We start from the raw sequence: 13,257 nt of genomic DNA on the forward strand, positions 1-13,257 counted from the left end.
ACGGCATTCGCCATCGGCGCGTTTCGCGTGGTGGGGTCAGGGGAGGGGGAAAGGCCCCCTCCCCTGGGCGCGAAGCGTCCCTTCTCCCTTCCCCTCCTCCTCTGTTTTCCTCCTCTTCCTTTGCCTCTCCCCTCTCCCCTTTCCCCTGTTCCCTCCTCTCATTTTTGGGGCCGGTACGGGGTGGGTGCGGGGGGTGGGTGGTGGGCAGGGTAAAACCTCTTCTCTTCCGCTTCTCTTGAGTGTTTTTGCAGGTGGGAGCGTGCAGCCGGCGCCACGCCGAAGGCGCCCCGTAGGGGCCGCGTAGCGGTGGGGCCGGTCGCAAAGCGGCTCTGATCAGCGGCGGAAAACCCGTGAGGCCACTTTTCGTGACTCCGGAACAGACCTGTTCTTATGCTCGCCTTACCCGGCCCCGGGAAAGGGGCCACTCAACGGGAAAGACGGGTTACCCATGTCTGAAATGCTGAGCATGCCACCGGCCGTTCGTCGCGCCCGGGGTCTGATGTGGGTTCAGACGGCGCTTTGCGTGCTGGGCCTGCTGGCCATGCTGGCGCTTATCGGAATGACGGGGGCACGTGCCGGAAGCGCTGGCGGACTACTGGTGATCTTCCTCTTTGGCGTGGCGCAAACAGGCGCGCTCGGGTGGCTGGCGGCTGCCTTAGAGGACCCACGCCCATGGGTCAAATGGACTTGCATCGGCGTGGAGTCCATCCTCGCTGCGCTGCGGATTCCGTCTGTCCTGAGCGGTGACATTCCCGCGCTCATAGCTGTCGCCCTGGCGCTCGTCGTCATCGGCTCGCTGACCGGACGGGAAGCGCGCCAGTGGTTCGGCTGAAGTGGCCCGCGCCGGTCATCATGGACGTAGTGATATGGGGACTTCTGGTTGGTCAGGTCCTCTTAGGTGCACTCAATGCGTTCATCACGACGAGCATCCTGGTCACGATGGGAATGCCGCTGGCGATGCTGCCGCTCTTGCTGGTGGCCTTTTACCTTCCGGTGCTCATCCTGGGGAGTATCCCCGTGATGGGGCCGACACGGCGAAGGTGGGCGCCGATCGTGACCGTCCTGCTCGAAGCTGGTTGGTTGGTCTGGACGAACTTCATCGCCATCGTCCATTACATAGAGTGGGCGGACACTATCATTGCAGTTACGGTGATCTTCCTGATCGGGGTTGAGCGCCTGCGCGAAGTGCGCGACTAGGCAGAAAGCAGCAGGGGCGGCGCCGTAGGCGTCGCCCCTGCCTTGATGTAGTAGGGAAGTTCGTCACACGCTCCGACCACATGGTCCGAACCCCGAACAGCTTCTAGAAGTCGAACTCGCCCTGTTTGGCACCGTCGATGAAGGCGTCCCAGACAGCAGCACGCACGACGTAGGGGGCCTGGTCGGGGGCTTCGGTGTCCCGGATGCCGACACGGCCTCCGGACAAGGGGGCTACTTCCAGGCAATTGCCCTGGTTGGGGCCGGACTTCGTCGCCTTGCGCCAGGCGGCGGTCCTCAGTTCCTCGTTCAGGTCCATTTCTGGATCATCTCCTTTATGCAGCGCCTGGACTCCCCGCGAGAGAGAGCGTCAGCTCTAAGGGTCTCGTACCTGATGCTGGCTAACTGCACGGTGTCGGGCTGGTCAGTCACCTGACCACTCGCGCCAGCAGACTCCAGGTAGACAGTCTCTCTCGCGCCGGGGATAAGCGCCAACGCAAATCCCCCAAGAACGCCGGTCGGCGAGCCCTGCGCAAGGGGAGCGATCTGGATGCCGACGTGGGGAAACTCCAGCATTTCAAGCAGGTGCTCAAGCTGCCTGCGGAACACATCTCTGCCCCCTACCGGCCTGAGCAAAGCGCATTCGTCCAGCACGCTCCAGAACAGGAGCGGCTGCTCCCTCTGGAACACGTCCTGCCTGGACATCCTGATCTCTAGTGCCTTCTCGGCGACCTTGGCCGAGGTGTTCGGCTCGCCCAGGATCGTTGCCCGCGCGTAGTCCTCGGTCTGGAGCAGGCCCGGGACAATCTGGGGTTCCCAGGAGCGGATGGAGACGGCGACCCGCTCGACTTCTACCCAGTTACGGAACCAGCTCGGTGCGCTCTCTGTCTCCAGTTCCGCGTAGAGGGCCAGCAACTCCTCTCTAGCCCCCAAGACCCGGGAGCACTCCTCAACGAAGTGCAGCGAGGGGGAGCGCCCTCCGCGCTCCACTTGGCTCACCTGTGAATGCGAATATGAAATTCTTTCGGCTAACTGCTCTTGGGTGAGACCCGAAGCCTCCCGAAAACGACGAAGCGCCAGGCCAAGGGCCATGCGGGGAGTCTTCGGGTTGGGGTCTAACTTCTTCGGTGCAGGCATGGGGGCTCCTTGTTACCGAATGCGACCTATTAAACATACGCCGGAGGCACATCTGTCGAATAGGTGTGCACTAGATCCACTCCCAAACGACAGCCCTTCGAGGGCATTCTTAGCAGTGCCCAGCCACACGGCCGGGAACAGCGGGAATCTCTCCGAAGCTCGACCTTGACTCATGCCAAAGTCGGGCAAGGTAGTCAGAGCGGGTGATACCGAGATGGTATGGACAGAAAATCCATTAGGGACCTTCCTCTTGAAGAAGGCGGTTGAGAGCGTCCCAAAGGCTAGGGCTCAGGTCCGGACCCTGGACCCTATCGAGAACAGTCCGAAAAGGGATGACATCCTTCTCGTGCTCTCCGAGTTGGTGACCAACGCAGTGGTTCATTCGAGCCTGGGCGACTCAAACTCGGAGATAACGGTCAGTCTCATAACCGGTAGGGATGTCCTTATCGTCGAGGTCCGCGACCCGGGCTCGATGCTGTCGGGTCCTCACGTGAATCGCTCAAGTCCCCTGATGGGCGCCCAGGGTCGGGGCTTGGTCCTCGTTGAAGACCTCTGCGGTCTGCGATGGGGTACTCACATCTCCATCGACGCGGAGCGCGTCGTCTGGGCCGCCATCCCTCTCGGAGACGACGCGCCGTCCGCTGAAGAGATCATGATTGCTCGCCGGAAGCAACGGCTTCGAGCGGTCTCCTAAAGCACCCCCGGCAGGGGTGTCAGCAGGTACGTTTCGTCAGCTCGGGGAAGACGCGCCTCGCCCAGGCCCTGGCCTCTTGGGCCTCCCGCAGTTCTGGGTTTCCTCCTGCCGGGGGCACCACCCCTCCACCATCTACGGAGCCGACCATATTCGGGCCCGGTCTGTGCGTCATACGAATCGTTCTTTGTTGCCGCAGTCGGCGGAATCGCGCTGATTGCGATCGGAACGCCCCCTCGGTGGCTCCGCCGCCGACCTTGAGCCCCCGGCAGGGGTCGGCCCAGAGAAATTCTCTGGGTTCATCCATCTCATGACCTCTGCCGGGTTTTTCATGCCCACAACTACATGAAGGGAGTCGTTATGCATTGCCGCAATTGTGGTATTGGCCACCTCTGCCGCTGTAAGCCCACGATATTGCCCCCCAAGCCCCAGCCGAACCCCTCCGAGGGGAATCCCTCAGCGGACCAGAAGAAGTAGGAGAGCAATGAGAGCTATCACGCTCAACCTCGGCTACCCCGGCCCAACCGGTGGGAAGCTCGCCGAGATGCTGACCCAGATCGCCGACCTCAAGCCGGACTTCCTCGGCGTGCAGGGGGCAAAGGGCTGGGAGAAGGCGAACGCCCCGTTCCCCTACGGGGGCCAGGTATTCCACACGGCAGAGGAGACCCTCAACATGAGGGGCTACCTCGTGCCGAGCGCCCATGATGGGCACCACCTTGTAGGTTTCGTCAGCGAAGCCGTCCGCGTCGTCGGGCAGGACCACGAAGTGGGGGCTCCTTTCTGGCACGGGGTGGTCTGCCTGGACCTCCGTATGGGCGACCACGACTTTCGAGGCGTCGTCACCCAGGCGGCTCCGGACTCGCCGAGACTGCGCGAGATCGAGGCCGAAGCGCTCGCCGAAAAGACCAAGGTCGAAAGAGTGGTGATGTTGGGCGGCTGGAACGCCGTCCCGACCTCCCACCCGGGAGGCGGGCCTCGGCGCAAGAACGACGTCGCCGCCGCACGAGCGCTGGAGGAGGTGAACCTGCTGGACGCCGCAACCGAAGTCGGCAATGCTACCCCGACCGTCCTCACTCCCATGCCGTACCAGTCGGATCGGGTCTACTTCAAGGGATTGACCGTGAAGACGGTCCAGATCGTCGGGGTGGGCAGTAAGCACGCGGCGGCTGTCGTTGACTTCGCCATCCCCACGCAGTCCGGGGCGGCCTAACCGCGATGGCGTATCTCTGCAATTTGTGCCAGGACAAAGGGATCATCATCGAGTACGGCCCCAGGGGGCAGTATTCGAGGATCTGTTCCTCTAACGTCCACCAATACCCACCTCCGCCGCCTCCTCCTCCATGAGGAAGTAGCTGAGTCCGCAGAACCTCTCCCCGGGTCTAGAGCCAAGATCTACCTTATGACTCAAAGCACCTGACATCGCGCGGGAGAAGTTGTGCGTCAGCATGGCGGGAAAATAGTACATCTGTTCTTAGACCCGGACGCTCGGGCCAGCGAAGTGCAGCAATGGGATAAAAGGGCATCTCGTCGCGCTGCAAGCGGATACATCGTTACCGAGCAAGTGTTCGGACATCCCCTAGACATCGTCTGCCCGTACTGCAAGGTGCAGGTGGTCGTTGCCAGCTCTCCAGAGCGAAGAAGGCAGGAGTCACATGGCAGATTGTCGGACTTGTAGAGGTTCGGGTACGGTCACGAAGCGTGAGCGAGTGAAGAACCCTGACGGTTCCGTCACCATCATCGAGAAGGTGGAGAATTGCACCTTCTGTCGGGGGACCGGCCAGAGGCAGTAGCGAGAAGTAGCGGTTGAAGCCGCGAAAGCTCTTCCCCGGCGCGTTGGGGAAGGGCTTTCGCTTTTTCATGCGCTCCGGCGGCAGTCGTACGGCGGCGCCCCATGTGGTGTGGACGTGGACAAGCCGTAGGCACCTTCTATCAGTAGCCCTCCTTGTTCAAGGCATTTCGTAGTAGTCACTGAGGCGCACCCTGCTGTGCAGCACGGACCTGATGACGGCGATGGGGGTACGGGTGCCGTCGTACAGCACAGCATCCCTGGTGAGTGCTGGGCGCCCTTCGGTCGTCAGAGTGGGCGTGGTGGTCTCAGTGACGTACTGAACCGCGCCGGTGTCGTATCCCGGCGTGGGGGTGTACGTTGCCCGCATCTCGACGGGTCCGAAGTCGTCGGCCAGGGACACCTGTTGACAGTAGAGCGGGTGGTCTGGGTCTACTCCCAACATGTTCGCGACATCGGGCGGTGGCACCTGGGGGCCAGTGCTGATCTCTGTTCGTGTCAGCCTCGCGTAGGGATCGGCTGGGGTGTCTGCGGGCCGGCACTGTCTCGCTGGCAGGGTGAGCCGGGGCTGAGGACGGGTCACGATGGTCCCGCGTCCCTGTTTGGCCTCGGCCAGTCCTTCCGTGACGAGCTGGCTAAGCGCGCGGCGGGCGGTGGTGGTGGATACCTCGTACGCCTTCGTGATCTCGGGGTATGAGGGCAAAAGGCTGCCGGGGCCGTAGAACCCATCAGTGATCTTCTGGCGTAGGTCGTCGGCGATTTCGGCCCATCGGTGGGGCGGTGGCTGGGCTGGTCCGTGGGTCCCGGGGGTCTCGGGCACGGCTCTGGCCTCCTCTGGTGAGGGAAAGATCTTGGCTCCCTGAATTTGCGCATCTTCATGTGTCAGGTCTTAGGTTGAAGTTAGCGCGCTAATCCGTGCGCGCCAACTGGCCGAAAGGTGATTCCGGCATGAAGTTCCCCATCGACACCAGTTCCATCCTCTTTGCCATCGCCATCCCCGGCGTCGTCGTCACCGACTTCCGGACGAAGGAGATCCGCAAGAACGCCGATGGCGACGTCTTGCACGCGGTCCACCTGATGGCCATGGACGGGGTGGACTCGTATCTCATCAAGATCAGTTTGCCGTACGATCCGCAGCTTCCCGCCGGACAGCTCGTGGCGGTGAAGGGGCTTGCCTACCAGCTTGCCAAAGCGGGAGAGATGCGCTGGTGGTCGGCTGAGAGTGTCGAACCGATCGGGCCTCGGCTGCCAGCGATGCCGGGGGCTTCAGCTCCCGTTCCTCCTCCTGCTCCTCCCGGTCCGGCGTCGGCGTCAGGTCCTCCGGGGCAGACGGCACCGACGCAGACGAGGCGGCGTAGCCCGATCGAGGGTGCGCAGACCCCGGGGGGTGAGGGCTGACATGCTGATCATCCCCCCGTCCCCCTGCACTGCGGTACGCGCCTACAGCCTGCCCGGGAGTTGGCCCGCACTCACCATCACCATGGTTCACGGTGAGCGGGCGGTCTTCGCCATGGACCACCTTGCGCCGGTGGACGCCCTTCGGACGGCGGAACGTCTGGCGCGTGCGGCGTCGGCCTACGCCACGGAAGCGCGCAAGGCATTCACTCATTTCGAGGGCACCGAACGCCTACAGGGTCGGCAGCCGGACCCGTGGACGCTGCCGGACTTCCGGGGCGCGGTCCTGCTGGACACCTACCGGCCGGGAGGCTGAGATGGGGCGGCACGATCCCCGCTACGGGTGGGGGCCGCCGAGTGAGCCCGTAGGCGGCCTGCCTCCCTGGATCGAACGGCCCGACCTGCCGGTCCGGGTACCGTACGACCGGCAATCGCGTCTTGTCGCCGATGTCCTGCGCCCCCTGTGGCTGAGCCGGAGGGAATGGGCCTTCGGCCTGCTGGTGCTGACGCTGGCCATGATGGGACGGGCGGCCGGTGGCTGGCCCGGCGCCCTGGTCGCTGTGGGCCTGCTGGCTGCCGTGCTGCTCGGCCCGCCTCCGATGCGGCGATGGATTCTGCGGGTGTTCCGGCATGCGCGGGTGCGGCGGCGGTGGGACAAGGCGACCAGGTTCGCGGGATTGGCCACGTCGAACGGTCGTATCCCTCGCGTCGTGAAGGTCGTGGACTTTGCGGCTGGTGAACGGGTGCGGGTACGCATGCCGGGCGGCCTGGCGGTGCCCGACCTGGAAGAACGCGGTGAACACATCGCCGCTGACTTAGAGGTGCGGGATGTCCGTATCCGGCGTGATCCGGAGAATGCCCGGTTCGCCGCCGTGGAGATCGTGCGCCGTGATCCGCTGGGGTCTCGGGGCGTGCTGGCGTGGCCGTGGCGGGATGCCTGGCGCACGACTCCAGTCGTCAGTATGTGGGAGCCCTTCCCTGTGGCCGTGGGGGAAGACGGCGCCGTTCTCACCGTGAGCTGGTTCGACGACAACCACGAACTCGGGGATGAGGAGGAACCAGCATGATCAACCTCCTCATCGGTGGTGGCGTCGGGTCGGGCAAAAGCTCGACGCTCCACACGATCATTGCGGCGGCGGCGATCGATAAGGACCGGCCTCCGCTGGTGCTGATCGACGGCAAGGGTGGCGTCGAACTGGGCCTGTGGGAAGCGGTCGCCCATGGTGGGGTTCGCCGGACTCCAGCGGAAGCGGTTACGGCGTTGACCTGGGTCAAGGGTCAGATGGACAGCCGGTATGACTCCATGCGGACCTTGGGCGTACGCAAGCTGGGCCGCGTGCACGGTATCCCCCCGCTTCTGGTCGGCATTGACGAACTGGCGACCTTCACCATGGGGGGAGACCGCAAGCGCCGAGAGACCTTCATCGGTCTGCTTCATGACGTTGCCTCGCGCGGCAGGGCTGCGGCTATCCGCATCGTCGCCACCACTCAGAAGCCGGGTACTGACGTGGTGCCGTCTCACGTCCGCGACCTTTTCGATACGCGGTGGGCTTTCCGGGTGTCTACCCGGGACGCCTCCGACACGATCCTCGGGGCGGGCATGTCGGCCGCCGGATATTCGGCCGCCAAACTTCCCGCCTATCCGGGAGCGGGGCTCTTGCTGGCGGGAGGCGAGCCGCCGGTAAGGACGCTTTCTCATTATCTGGGCACCAAAGATCTGGAGCGGCTGGCGGCGTATGCGGCGGCGCTTCGCAATCGTCAGATAGGCGGGTCCTGATGAGCGCTCCTTTTCTTCCCGGGGCCGGTGTGATCGGCCTGGTGTTCGCGGTGCTGGCGGGGGTGATCTATGGCTTGCTGCGGCGTGAGATGCGTGCACAGATCTACCTGGATCGCGCCCGGGTCCGTGCTGCCCGTGACTTTCCGTGGCCGCGTGAGGAGTACATCATCGTGGCGCGGCTTGCGCCTGGGGCTGGTCCTGACGTGTGGACTGACCGGGTTCGTACGACGTGGCCCGAACTTGCGCGGTGGGCGGCGTCTTGGTCTAGCACACCTAGCGTGATCGAGGTGTGCGCACTGCGGCGATCTCGGTGGGGAGTGGTGAGTTGGCGGTGGGCGAATGGCGCTCAACTGTCCCCGTTGATCGGCCGTCAACCCGATGTCAACCCGAAAGGTAGCTTTTCCGACTACCTTGATCGTTCCACCTAACGAGAAAGCGAAAGATGGTCGCTCCCTCCCGGGGGCGGTAGTGGGGACACACAGAAAGGTTCGGAAAGGGGCACCGTGCGATTTCGGGTAGCGGCACGTGACTACGAGGCGCTCGAAATCGAAGACACAGAGCTTGTCAGATTGTTCACCGTTTGGTTACGCGGGCCTGCCGGGCAGGATGAGATGCGGCGGGTGGTGCAGCGGTGGATGTGGACTCCGGCGGATCTAGGTGGCCTGGGTACTGCTGAGCCCGATACCCCCGATGGGGTTGACGAGCTTCGCCGTGTGGTCCTGGCGAGCATGACTAAGTAGGTGACCGTGCCCCTTCCTCCCTCGGGAGGGGCACGGCCCTCCGCTCCTTGCCCCGGTCGGGAGGGTGGGCCGGTCGCTGCCGAAGGCACCCGTCAGGGCGCGCGTAGCGCGGCAGCCGGCGCACCCGGCGGAGAGATCTCAACGGCGTGATGGGCACGCGCCTTCTTCGAACGGCCAGGGGCCACACGCTTCCCTGGGCCGCGCTTCCTCTTCTCTTGTCGTGAGGTGGACGGCATGACATCAGTTCTGACGCAGATGATTGAGCGGGTCTCCGACCCTGCGGGATATCGGCTCTGGGCCGGTCAGGTAGAGAGGACAGGGCATTGCATCCGGCCGGTGCGGCTGGTCGGGTCGGCCATGGCGGCGGACCGTACCAGCGGTGAAGTTCGCGCTTCGACGGGTGATGACGGCGTGCTGTTGGTGGCCTGCGGCGACAGGCGGGAAACCGTGTGCCCGCCGTGCGCCCGGACGTACCGGCAAGATGCCTGGCATGTGTTCGCGGCGGGCCTGACCGGGCGGGAAGGTGCTGTGGCGTCGGTCTCGGAAACGGTCAGCGGTCATCCGGCGGTGTTCGCGACGCTGACCGCTCCTTCGTTCGGGCGGGTGCACACCTACCGGGACGGCGGGGTATGCCATCCGGTGCGGGAAGGCGCCAAAGTTCGGCGGTGCCCGCACGGCGTGGTGCGCTCCTGCGGGATGCGGCACGGGCGCACTGACCGGACCCTGGGCGGTCCGCTATGCCTGGCGTGCACAGACCTGGTCGGGATGGTGCTGTGGAACGCCTTCGTAGGGGAGCTATGGCGGCGGACCACGATCTACGTTTACCGGGTGCTGGCTCGGCTGGCGTCGGCGGTGTCGGGGCAGGCTGTCACTGTGCGATCCGTGCGGAGTGTGCTGCGGGTGTCGTACGCGAAAGTGGCTGAGGGGCAACGGCGCGGGTTGGTGCACCTGCATGTCATCGCTCGGTTGGACGGCGTGTGCCCCGATGATCCGGATGCGTTGCTTCCCCCTCCGGCCTGGGCTGATGCCGCGCTGCTGGGGGAGGCGATCCAGGAAGCCGCGGGAGTGGTCGGCGTTCCGCTGCCCTCCCCGGACGGGCGAATGCGCGTTGCCGAGTGGGGCACGCAGCTCGACGTACGGGCGATCAGCACCGGAGATGACCGAAGGAAGCTCGCCGGGTATCTGGCGAAGTATTCGACGAAGGCCATAGGCGCCCTGGACGATGCGGTTCCTCGTGATGCGCTGTGGGACCGGGAGCAAGCGGGCTCCGCTGGGGGTCGTCGTCGGCATCGCGTACCTCCGCCTGCGCACCTGGGCGAGTTGGCGGCGACGGCTGCGCGGCTGGCCGCTCATCCGGCGTGCGTGGGCCTGCGGCTGGCTCGTCATGCGTCGGCCTTTGGGTACCGGGGGCACGTGACCAGTAAGAGCAAGCGGTACAGCACGACCTTCGCGGCGTTGCGGGCGGTGCGGCGGGCGTGGCGCATCGCCCATCGGGCGGGAACCCCCTCGGAGGGTGATCCGTGGGCGTTCACGGATGACCCCGGGACGGTCGTGGTCTCGTCGTGGCGCATGGTGGGAGTCGGACACACGTCCCTCGGCGATCTGGCGCTTGCGGAGAGCCTGGCCCGTGAGCACCGGCAAGCCCGTCAAGCGGCGCGGGTGGGGCTGCTCGAATAGCGGTGGCGGGGCTGCGCCCAGTGCCTGAACCCCTCGTTGACGTTGTGCGCGCTGAATGTCGCGCCGAAGGCTCCTCTTCTTCTTGGTTCTCGTGTTCTTCTTGATTCTCGTGCCCGCGTCTTGTCGCGTGCCTTGCCCTGCGCGGTCGTGTGGGCGGGTGGGTGGGGCTCGCGATGCGGGGGCATGCCAATTCCCCTCACGATTACGGAGAGTAATTCATGGGTGCGAAAAGTGATGATGCGGCTGGCCGGTCCTCTGCCCTCCCTCCCGATGCTGACGAAGTGATCGCCTCGATTCGGGCGATGGTGGCCACCTGGCCCAAGTTGAGTGAGCGCCAGCGGGCACGCCTGGCGCTACTGCTGCGACCGTAGAACGAACTGGGCGCCCCCACCTAAGCGGCGGGGGCGCCATGAGGTTAAGCGGCGATGGGGCTGGCCTGCGTGGTCGGCGCGTCGGGCATGGCAGGCGTGATCACGATGTAGTCCCGGATGTCCACCTGTCGGCGCCCCCGGCCGATGGGCAGCAACTTGACTCTCATGAGCAACTTCAAGACCTCGCGCTGACGGCCCAGATGCATTTCCTTCCACGTACGCCTTACATCACTGGAGGAAACGAACGGTTCTAGCGGGCTCTCTGCCGCGCTGCCTCGGAGCTTCTCCCAAATCTCGGCGGTGCGCCTCTCGATCACTTCTCGGGCCGACTCCCACTCCTCGTCATCCATCTGCCCAAGAGCGTTTCTCGCTGCAATCTTCCGGCGGTTCGCGTCAAGCATGACGAGTTCCTCGCGTAGCTCCGTAAGACCCTCCGTCTGCTCCTCTTCCTTCGGCAGGAGGTCTACCACATCATCGTGGGAGAGTCGTTCCACGATCGTGCTGGTAATGTACGCGTCGGTTCTCTCCACCCAATGAACTATATGGTTCTTGTCTCGGCATGTGTAAGCGGGCCGCTCGTGGATGTAGCGCACGCTCATGACTGCCCCGTTATTGCATATGCCGCACTCGTAGATGAGGCTCCCGAGCCACTTGGGCGTATTGCCTCTCATCGTGCGGCGGGAAGGGTCAGAGAGCAGATCAATAAGGGCTTGCCGTTGGTCTTCGGGAATGATCGCGGGGTACGCGTTCCTCTTTATGATCTTGCCCTGATGCACGGTGTGGCCAGCAACGCGGGGGTTGGTAAGGACATAATGAATCGTGCTGGAACTCCACCCGTTGTGCTTGACCTCTTTGCCGTTCCGGTGCCTGGTGAGCCCGTCGGTCTGGGCTACCGTCGGGACCTTCCGTGCGGCCAGATCGGCGAGGATGTGACGTATTGACACCCCTGTCAGCAGGTCTTTCGCCCATCGGCGGATCTCCGCTACCTCGTTGGGGCGGTGCTGGGTCATGTCCAGCACGGGGCGGTCTTCGTAGATGCGCTCTGACACTGGAGCCTGCGGATTGACGCACACCGACCGAACGCGGCCCGTATCAACGCCCCATCCGTAAGGGCGTATTCCACCGCCGTAGACTCCATTCCTGGCCTGGCGCTTCCGGGCGTCCGATACTCTTTCCCCTCGATGCTCGCTCTCGTACTCAGCATCTACGGTGTCGTTGATCAGGTCCTTTCTCCCCGCTGCTTTCTCCAGGTTGTAGAAGCTTCCGCGCATGCCGCTGTACAACTTCACCTTGTGCGCGCGGGCTACCTTGATGAATGCTGATACCTCGTCTACCGACCTATGCAACCGGTCGGCGTGACGGATGATGATCACGCCAACCGTTCCGGCTTTCATGTCCTTCAAGAGCTGCGCGTACTGCGGGCGCTCCACACCGGAGTAAGCCGACTTGTCGTTGTCTACGTAGGACCTGGCGATGGTTAGGTCCAACTCTTCTGCTGAGATCTCGTTCTCAAGGTGCTGGGTCGCTACCCCCTCGGCTGCTCCGCGCTTGTCGAAAGAGATCCGGCAGTAATCGACGGTTGCCCTTGCGGTCGTTTCAAGCATCGTCTTTCCTCCCCTATAAACCAGCTTATATGTGCCAATCTATTAGTGGGGAAGTCGACCCTGCTGCGCACCGTCTACCGGTCGCTGCGCCCCTCCGGCGGGGTGGTACGGCTGGACGGCGAGGACCTGTGGGGGATGCGTCCCCGGCAGGCGGCCCGGCGCCGCGCGGTACTGCCCCAGCACGGCCAGGCGGCCGACGGGTTCTCCGCCGAGGAGGTCGTCGCCGTCGGCAGGCACAGCCGCAGGAAACCGCTCGGCAGGAAGACGGCGGCCGACCGCGAGGCGGTCACGACCGCGCTGCGGCGGGTCGGCATGGACTGGGCCGCCGACCGGCTGATGACCACGCTGTCCGGGGGTGAGCGTCAGCGGGTCTTCCTGGCCCGCGCGCTGGCCCAGGAGGCGCCGCTGCTGGTCCTCGACGAACCGACCAACCACCTGGACGTCGGCTCCCAGCTTCTCCTGCTGGACCTGGTCCGTTCCCTCGGCCTGACGCTGCTCGCCGCCCTGCACGACCTCGACCAGGCGGCGGCCTACGCCGACCGGGTCGTGGTGCTCAGGCGGGGCCGCGTCGTGGGACACGGCCGGCCGCTCGACGTGCTGACCCCGGCCTTCATCGAGGAGGTGTTCGGCGTGCGGGCGCACGTCGGCCCCCACCCGCTGACCGGCCGCCCGCACATCGCCGTGGCCTCCCCGGAGAGGTAGGCCCGCCGGGAACCCGTGGGGTCGTCGTCCGGCCGTGACCCCACGGGTTCTCTCGGGTTCCCACCGGTTCCCACGGCGGCTCCGGCCATGGTCCGGGACGGCTTCGACCACGGCTTTGGTCACGGCCTTGGTCACGGCCTTGGTCACGGCTCAGAGCGGTCCGGCGGCCTTGGTCGCCGATCC

Annotated in this window: 14 protein-coding genes; 10 read left to right on the forward strand and 4 right to left on the reverse strand. The window is 64.8% G+C overall.

Annotated features, from left to right (window positions below; genetic code table 11):
* The first annotated feature begins 448 nt into the window (after positions 1-448).
* Complete coding sequence (locus ABZ463_RS26680) at positions 449-832, forward strand: hypothetical protein (RefSeq protein ID WP_362780124.1); 384 nt, start codon at positions 449-451, stop codon at positions 830-832.
* A complete protein-coding gene (locus tag ABZ463_RS26685) occupies positions 820-1,197 on the forward strand; it encodes a hypothetical protein (protein WP_362780127.1) in 378 nt (125 codons plus the stop codon). The genes ABZ463_RS26680 and ABZ463_RS26685 overlap by 13 nt, the downstream gene beginning before the upstream one ends.
* Positions 1,198-1,300: 103 nt before the next feature.
* Here the strand turns inward: ABZ463_RS26685 and ABZ463_RS26690 are convergent, their stop codons facing one another.
* Positions 1,301-1,513, reverse strand: coding sequence for a DUF397 domain-containing protein (locus tag ABZ463_RS26690; RefSeq protein WP_362780129.1), 213 nt, complete (start codon positions 1,511-1,513; stop codon positions 1,301-1,303).
* Entirely contained in the window at positions 1,504-2,331 is an 828-nt protein-coding gene (locus ABZ463_RS26695) for a helix-turn-helix transcriptional regulator (RefSeq protein ID WP_362780132.1), read from the reverse strand. Before ABZ463_RS26695 ends, ABZ463_RS26690 begins: the two co-directional genes overlap by 10 nt.
* A gap of 250 nt (positions 2,332-2,581) precedes the next feature.
* On the opposite strand from ABZ463_RS26695, the gene ABZ463_RS26700 reads away from it, so the two are divergent.
* Together ABZ463_RS26700 and ABZ463_RS26705 are read left to right on the forward strand one after the other, a co-directional pair.
* Positions 2,582-3,025: an ATP-binding protein gene (locus tag ABZ463_RS26700; RefSeq protein WP_362780135.1), complete on the forward strand. Its 444-nt coding sequence runs from the start codon at positions 2,582-2,584 to the stop codon at positions 3,023-3,025.
* Between the two features lie 481 nt (positions 3,026-3,506).
* Complete coding sequence (locus ABZ463_RS26705; protein WP_362780138.1) at positions 3,507-4,232, forward strand: hypothetical protein; 726 nt, start codon at positions 3,507-3,509, stop codon at positions 4,230-4,232.
* A gap of 736 nt (positions 4,233-4,968) precedes the next feature.
* Here ABZ463_RS26705 and ABZ463_RS26710 read toward each other — a convergent pair.
* Positions 4,969-5,628 carry a GntR family transcriptional regulator gene (locus tag ABZ463_RS26710; RefSeq protein WP_362780140.1) on the reverse strand — a complete coding sequence of 220 codons (660 nt, stop codon included), beginning with the start codon at positions 5,626-5,628 and terminating at the stop codon, positions 4,969-4,971.
* A gap of 128 nt (positions 5,629-5,756) precedes the next feature.
* On the opposite strand from ABZ463_RS26710, the gene ABZ463_RS26715 reads away from it, so the two are divergent.
* The 5 genes from ABZ463_RS26715 (at position 5,757) to ABZ463_RS26735 (ending at position 10,397) form a co-directional block, all read left to right on the forward strand.
* Complete coding sequence (locus tag ABZ463_RS26715) at positions 5,757-6,206, forward strand: hypothetical protein (RefSeq protein WP_362780143.1); 450 nt, start codon at positions 5,757-5,759, stop codon at positions 6,204-6,206.
* A gap of 1 nt (position 6,207) precedes the next feature.
* Positions 6,208-6,519, forward strand: coding sequence for a hypothetical protein (locus tag ABZ463_RS26720; RefSeq protein WP_362780145.1), 312 nt, complete (start codon positions 6,208-6,210; stop codon positions 6,517-6,519).
* Position 6,520: 1 nt separating this feature from the next.
* Positions 6,521-7,270 carry a hypothetical protein gene (locus tag ABZ463_RS26725; RefSeq protein WP_362780148.1) on the forward strand — a complete coding sequence of 250 codons (750 nt, stop codon included), beginning with the start codon at positions 6,521-6,523 and terminating at the stop codon, positions 7,268-7,270.
* The gene (locus ABZ463_RS26730) at positions 7,267-7,980 is read left to right on the forward strand and encodes an FtsK/SpoIIIE domain-containing protein (protein ID WP_362780151.1); all 714 of its coding nucleotides are present in this window, start codon (positions 7,267-7,269) and stop codon (positions 7,978-7,980) included. The genes ABZ463_RS26725 and ABZ463_RS26730 overlap by 4 nt, the downstream gene beginning before the upstream one ends.
* Positions 7,981-8,954: 974 nt before the next feature.
* Positions 8,955-10,397, forward strand: coding sequence for a replication initiator (locus ABZ463_RS26735; RefSeq protein WP_362780154.1), 1,443 nt, complete (start codon positions 8,955-8,957; stop codon positions 10,395-10,397).
* Positions 10,398-10,812: 415 nt separating this feature from the next.
* On the opposite strand, the gene ABZ463_RS26740 is transcribed toward ABZ463_RS26735, so the two are convergent.
* Entirely contained in the window at positions 10,813-12,372 is a 1,560-nt protein-coding gene (locus tag ABZ463_RS26740; protein ID WP_362780157.1) for a recombinase family protein, read from the reverse strand.
* A gap of 45 nt (positions 12,373-12,417) precedes the next feature.
* Here ABZ463_RS26740 and ABZ463_RS26745 point away from each other — a divergent pair, with 45 nt between their 5' ends.
* Positions 12,418-13,074 carry an ABC transporter ATP-binding protein gene (locus ABZ463_RS26745; protein WP_362780159.1) on the forward strand — a complete coding sequence of 219 codons (657 nt, stop codon included), beginning with the start codon at positions 12,418-12,420 and terminating at the stop codon, positions 13,072-13,074.
* Positions 13,075-13,257: the final 183 nt, after the last annotated feature.

This window comes from Streptosporangium sp. NPDC020145, assembly GCF_040631275.1.
Classification (GTDB): domain Bacteria; phylum Actinomycetota; class Actinomycetes; order Streptosporangiales; family Streptosporangiaceae; genus Streptosporangium.